This window comes from Rhizobacter sp. P3_B12 (assembly GCF_056402895.1).
Genome location: NZ_JBFUGN010000317.1, coordinates 1 through 6,041 on the forward strand (window position 1 = coordinate 1; position 6,041 = coordinate 6,041).

The 6,041-nt window shown below is 67.8% G+C and carries 5 protein-coding genes; 4 read left to right on the top strand and 1 reads right to left on the bottom strand.

Features of this window, described 5'->3' with window-relative positions:
- Nucleotides 1-532, bottom strand: a 532-nt coding sequence (locus tag AC1D01_RS17125) for an MFS transporter (protein WP_477868307.1), incomplete at its 3' end; no start/stop codon positions are given.
- Between the two features lie 236 nt (nucleotides 533-768).
- Between AC1D01_RS17125 and AC1D01_RS17130 the strand changes: the two genes are divergently transcribed.
- The 4 genes from AC1D01_RS17130 (at nucleotide 769) to AC1D01_RS17145 (ending at nucleotide 5,956) form a co-directional block, all read left to right on the top strand.
- Nucleotides 769-1,227, top strand: coding sequence for a type III secretion system chaperone family protein (locus AC1D01_RS17130; protein ID WP_477868309.1), 459 nt, complete (start codon nucleotides 769-771; stop codon nucleotides 1,225-1,227).
- 5 nt (nucleotides 1,228-1,232) lie between these two features.
- On the top strand, nucleotides 1,233-4,205 hold the full coding sequence (locus AC1D01_RS17135) for a hypothetical protein (protein ID WP_477868311.1): 2,973 nt from the start codon (nucleotides 1,233-1,235) through the stop codon (nucleotides 4,203-4,205).
- 43 nt (nucleotides 4,206-4,248) lie between these two features.
- Complete coding sequence (locus tag AC1D01_RS17140; protein WP_477868313.1) at nucleotides 4,249-4,467, top strand: SlyX family protein; 219 nt, start codon at nucleotides 4,249-4,251, stop codon at nucleotides 4,465-4,467.
- Between the two features lie 70 nt (nucleotides 4,468-4,537).
- A complete protein-coding gene (locus tag AC1D01_RS17145) occupies nucleotides 4,538-5,956 on the top strand; it encodes a tetratricopeptide repeat protein (protein WP_477868315.1) in 1,419 nt (472 codons plus the stop codon).
- Nucleotides 5,957-6,041 lie beyond the last annotated feature (85 nt).

The window sequence follows — 6,041 nt, forward strand, 5'->3', positions numbered from 1 at the left end:
GCCAGCGCCACAGCGCGGTGATGGCGACCAGCCCGATGCCGGTGACCGCCCAGAACGTCGAGCGCCAGCCGGCCGCATGGCCGAGCGCGGTGCCCAGCGGCACGCCGAGGATGTTGGCCACCGTGAGGCCGGTGAACACCAGCGAGACGGCCTGCGCCCGCTTCTCGTGCGGCACGAGCCCGGCCGCGACGACCGCGCCGATGCCGAAGAAGGCGGCATGGCAGAACGCGGTGACGACGCGCGCGACCATCAGGAACTCGTAGTTCGGCGCGATCGCGCACAGCGCGTTGCCGAGGATGAACAAGCCCATCAGCGAGACCAGCGCCCGCTTGCGGTGCCACTTGGCGGTGAGGATCGCGAGGATCGGCGCGCCGATCGTCACGCCGAACGCATAGCCGGAGACCAGCATGCCGGCCACCGGCGCGGTGACGCCGAAGTCGCGGGCGACATCCGGCAGCAATCCCATGATCACGAATTCGGTGGTGCCGATGCCGAATGCGGCGGCGGCCAGGGCGAGCAAGGGAAGGTTCACGGGGTGGGGGAGGACAGGCGGACGAAGCCCCGAACTCTACGTGGAAACCCGAAAGTCCGTTCGCGCCGGGGATGCCTGGATGCCGGCCGACCTGTGCGGAATTGCAGCCGCAGCGCAGGGAGGCGGGCCATCCGTCTGGCCTTCGCCTGGAATTGCTGCACTGCGATCTGACACACAGCTTGCGCTCCCACACGGGGGCGTGAACCAGGGAGGGAATCCCCAAGAAGGAATTCCCGATGAGTCGAGAACGATTTGATGCATTGATGGCCCGCCTGGCCCATCAGTTGGAGCTGGAGGATCTGCCCGATCTGCTGCATCGCGGGCTGCTGAACGTCGCCGGCATCGATGTGCTGCTTGGGTGCGGTGATGACGGCGAACTCCGGCTGGTGGTGGACATGGGGCCGCTGCCCGACGGAGGCAGCGTGGCATCGCTTCGCCGCCTGCTCGAACTCAACCTGCGGCGTGCCGAGGATGCGCCGTTGACGTTGGCGCTGCACCCGCAGAGCGGTCACGTGATCGGTATCGCGCTCCTTGCTGTCGATGCGCTCGAAGGCGAGGACGACCTGCTGCGGCTGCTGACGCTGCGCATGCCCTCCTGGTTCGATGCCGTGCAGAGTGAACTGGACGGGCTGGATGACGGGCCGCGCGCGGCGGCGCCCATCGGCTTCGACTTCGCCGGCGGGGTCTCACGATGAAGCCCATGGACACCGCGCCCCCTCAGAAGCGGCAGATCGGAGGCAACTCCAGACAAGAGGTGCCTCCGGGATCGAATGCATCGGTCCCGCCTCATTCACCGGGCTTGGGTGTGTCCTCCTATGCAGAGTTCATCTCTGCCTATGCCCAAGGAGAAGGGCGCTCGCTAACGTCGCGATTGCCGGAGCCCGACTGGGATGCGATCTGCGAAATGCTGTTCCCTGCGCGTGAAGCTGAATTCACATGGGGGAATACGCAGTTCTTCCAAGGCTTCGCCGATCATCTGGAGCTGATGTCGGTACTGCTGACCGAACTCGCGCCGCTGTTCGCGCGACAGGCGCGCCGGCTGGTCAAGAAGGGATTGCTCAAGCCGAACGGGAGCGACGGGCAGTTCGCGATCGCCATGACGATGTTGGGCGGAAAGGAGCAACCGGTGAAGGGCCACCGGGAGCAGCGACTGGAGGACCTGAAAGCTCACGGCAGCCGGGCCAGGAAGGTCTTTCAGCGCCTGGCCGGCAAGCGCCGGACGGGCCATGAGCCGCACAAGCCGGGCGAGGTGCAGACGACGGCTCGGCATGCCAGGAACTATGTGGGCGGCGTCGTGTCCAGTGCGCTGAAGGAGGCCGGAAGCCTCGCGCCCGACGGGGTGTCCGACGCCATGCCGTACCTGCAGGGTGCCGGTGATCTCCTGAGTCCGTTGACGCTCGGCTACCACGGCGTGAACATGTACGGCGTGCTGCTGAAGAAGCTCACGGCGAGCGAGAAGGCGAAGCTGGGACTCGTGATGAAGTTCATGGCTGCCGAGCAGGCTCAGCGCGCGTTGCTTGCCGGGACCTTGCCGGTGATCGCGTCGAGTTTGTCCGCCATCGAATTCTGGGCGACCCTGTCCGCGTGGCCTGACGCCGCTGCCGTCGTAAGCAAGGTCGTGCGAAGGTTCGACAACAGGCGCCAGCGCGGGACGGAGGTGCCGACGGACATGCGTTCGCCGGGCTGGATGCTGAAGGCGAAGAACGCAAAGACCGTGGCGGACGACAAGCAGGCGACGGTGGGCCTTCCCCGCGACCTGCTTCCCGATGTCGCGATGGCGAATGTCGCCAGAGGGGCGTTCGAAGTTTCCGGGCATGCAAGCCTGAGCGGCTTTCTTTCGGGCTTCGGTGCCTTGGCCGGCACCCGGGACATGCCGCAGGGAGGATTCGAGCTGGAGGCTGCCGACATCGCGAAGGCCATGTCCAAGGCGCGAATCGCACGATTGACGCCGTTGTGGGACGAGGCATGGGACAACCCGTTGCATGAGGCCTATCTGGGCACCCTGCTCGGTTACTGCCAGCGCAAGAAGCGAATTGCGGGCAAGGAGCAGAAGGCGGCTGTCAGCCGGATCGTGTCTGGTGCCGGGCGCATCGTCGCCGCAGAGATGAGCACGATCCTGTTGGCGAAGTTCGCGCTGGGGGCGGCGGCCGTCCCCGTCGTCGCCGCTGCCGCCCCCGGGCTGGCCTATGCCATCCCGGTTTTCAGCGCGRCCGCGATGGGCTTCTTTGGGGTCTCGATGTACAAGCGCCAGAAGACACGTGCGGACGAAGAACGTCTGCAGAAATGGGATGAGCGTGACAACCGGGCGATGCGTGCCATTCATTCGCTGGACGCGCTGCGCAAGGCCTACCTGCAGGGCTTCTCGGTGCAGTACGGCAGAGGCGACTTGACCGACGCCGAGCAAGGCTATGCGAAGGAGCACACAGCGACCTACGAGGGTGGCGCCAACGAGTCGATGACGGTGGACATGATGGCGTTCGACATCCTGGAGAACCTGGACGCCGGCGGGCGAGAGGATTCCTTCGCGATGAAGATCCTGCGGGCCGGGGGGTTCGATCCGGTCAGTGAACTGCTGCTGCGCGGAGCCGTGCTGGCGCAGTTGCATGCAGGCCGGATCGAGGAGGCTCACGCGGCGATCGCGAACGCGCTGCGCCGGACCTACGACATGCCGCCGGCGCGCACGAACGAAGCGGTCCAGCCGCAACAGTTCGTCAGCAGGTTCGAGGTCGCGGAGTCGATGGCCCGGCGCCTGTCCAACTCGGGTGAAGAGACTGTTCCAGTGGCGCTGGCCCGGATCATGTTCAGCCCCGAAGATGAAGGAGGGCTCGGGGTCGACCGCAAGACCTTCCTCCAGTCCATGGCGGTGCTGCAGCAGGCATTCGAGCACCTGGGAGAGCAAGCTGATCCGGACGGCGTCTATGCACGGATGCTGGCGTTCAAAAACCAGCTTCAGCCGGAGCCGGCAGCACGGGACGGGGCGGCCGAGCGCCACCTGCGCACCTGGACGAAACTGGGCGAGACGGCGAACGACGACTGGACAGAAGACTGCATCGGGGCGTATCAGCACGTTCAAAGCCTGTTGTACTTCGCGACAGGCCAGCCGGGATCCACGTGGCACGACCAATTGCAGCTGGCGATCGACCACCTTCTGTCTGACACCTCGGAGGAGGCTCGCAAGCGCTTCTGCGGCGTGTTGGCTGGTGAACTCCGCATGCTTGCCCATGCGGGACACCTGAACGAAAAGGTGACCCTGCTGGCGCGAGATATCGTTCGCGAGCTCGGGCAGATAGCCGGCGAAGACAGCGACGACCCTGGTGTACCACGGGTGAAATCGCCGAAGAACAGGCAGAAAGAGCACACGAACACGCCTCTTGACCGGTCCGAGGAGGGAATTGACGGCAAGCCGATGGACCCGTCCCGGGACACCGCCCGCCGGATGCTGCCGGAGATTCACGAACTGTTGGCGATCGTCGGCACGCCGGGGGCGTCGTTGAAAAAGGCGCTCGCGAAACGTGTGGAGGCGCACCAGCTGGATGACTACATCGCTGCCTGCCTCGATGCGCTTGATGCACTCGATGTGCTCGACGACAGCGAGAACCTGACGCTCGAGCAGAACTTGAGGGTCGGGCCGTTGCGGAAAGCGTTGGAGGAGCTTCGCGCTACACGACACTGACCGGATCGATCCCGAGGCGCAGCGGCTGAGTTCCAATGCCCCCATGGACTCCGCACACGACACCGACCGCCGCCTCACCGCCCTGGAGATCAAGGCCAGCTTCAGCGAGGACCTGCTCGATTCGCTGAACGCGTTGCTGGCGCGCCAGCAGCAGCAGATCGAGCAGATGGCGGCCCAGATCGCGCTGCTGCGCCAGCAGGCCGCCGGCCAGGACGCCGTGCCGTTCCGCAGCCTGCGCGACGAGTTGCCGCCGCACTATTGACAAGAACAGCCGGGCTCTTGCCCTGCTGCTTCGAGGATCGCGATGCCGGCCGGCGCGTTCMAATGCCCGCATGCAGCCCGCTGCAAGCCAACGCTTCTTCGACGGAACCCGGCACCTCGCCGCGCACGACGCAGCGGGTGCCGAAGCCTGCTTCCGCGAGGCGATCGCGATCGAGCCCGATCTCGGCGAGGCGCATGCCAACCTCGGCTGGCTGGCCGAGGCCGCCGGCCGCCTCGACGAGGCCGACGCCTGCTACCGCCGCGCGCTCGCGCTGCGGCCGCAGCAACCCACCATCCACCTGAACCACGGCGCGCTGCTGGCGCGTCTGAAACGCTTCGACGAGGCATTGGCCGCCTGCTGGGCGGCCGTGCAGCTCGATCCCGACGCGCCGGCCGCCTGGTCCAACCTCGGCGTGCTGCTCGCGCAGATGGGCCGGCACGGCGATGCCGAAGCCTGCTGCCGGCGCAGCCTGTCGCTGGACCCGCAGTACCCGAAGGCGCACATCAACCTCGCCTACCTGTGCCTGCGCGACGGGCGCTGGGACGAGGGCTGGTCCCACTACGCATGGCGCGGCTGGCAGCTCGACCTGGCCGGGCGCGTCACCTGCCCGCGCTGGCAGGGCGAGCCGCTGGACGGCCGCCGCGTGCTGGTCGGCCTGGAGGGCGGCTACGGCGACATGATCCAGTTCAGTCGCTTCGCCACGGTGCTGAAGCAGGCCGGTGCGCTGCGCGTCACGCTGCTGTGCCCGCCGCCGCTGCAGGCGCTGCTGTCGACGCTGGACGGTGTCGACGAGGTGCTGCCGGCCGACGGCCTGCTGCCGCCCGCGCGCTGGGATTGCTGGACCTCGGCGACCAGCGTGCCGCGCCACCTCGGCACCCTGCCCGACACGGTTCCCGCGGCCCGACCCTACCTGCGCGCCGAGCCGGCGGACGCCGCGCGCTGGCAATTGCGTTTGCAGCAGGCGCTCCCATCGCGCGGCCTGCGCGTGGGCCTGGTCTGGAAAGGCAACCCCGCGTTCGAGAACGACGACGAGCGCTCGCTGCCGTCGATCGACCTGCTGGCRCCGCTGGCCGCGCTGCCCGGCGTGCACTTCGTCAGCCTGCAGAAGGGCGCCGGCGAAGACGAGGCGCTGCGCGCGCCGGTCGCGCTGCACCTGGGCGGCGAGATCGACAGCTTCGCCGACACCGCCGCCATCGTGCAGGCGCTCGACCTCGTGATCTGCGTCGACACCGCGGTCGCCCACCTGGCCGGCGCGCTCGGCAAGCCGTGCTGGGTGCTGCTGCCGCAGCAGATGACCGACTGGCGCTGGCTCACCGAACGCAGCGATTCGCCGTGGTACCCGGGCGCGCTGCGGCTGTTCCGGCAGGCCACGCGCGGCGACTGGTCGCCGGTGGTGGCCGAGCTCGCCGCGGCATTGCGTGGGCTATCCTCGGCGGACCATGCCGTCCCAGCCGCCGTCCCGACCGATCACCACCACACCGATCCCTGAGGTCTGCGGCCTCGACGACGAGACGCTGCGCCGCGAGGTGATCGCCGGCGCCCGCCCGACCGTGCTGCGCGGGCTCGTGAAGCAC

What these genes read in the sequence shown, in the direction of transcription:
- AC1D01_RS17130 (WP_477868309.1), top strand. Translation starts at nt 769, where the DNA reads ATGAGTCGAGAACGATTTGATGCATTGATGGCCCGCCTGGCCCATCAG.
- AC1D01_RS17140 (WP_477868313.1), top strand. Translation starts at nt 4,249, where the DNA reads ATGGACTCCGCACACGACACCGACCGCCGCCTCACCGCCCTGGAGATC.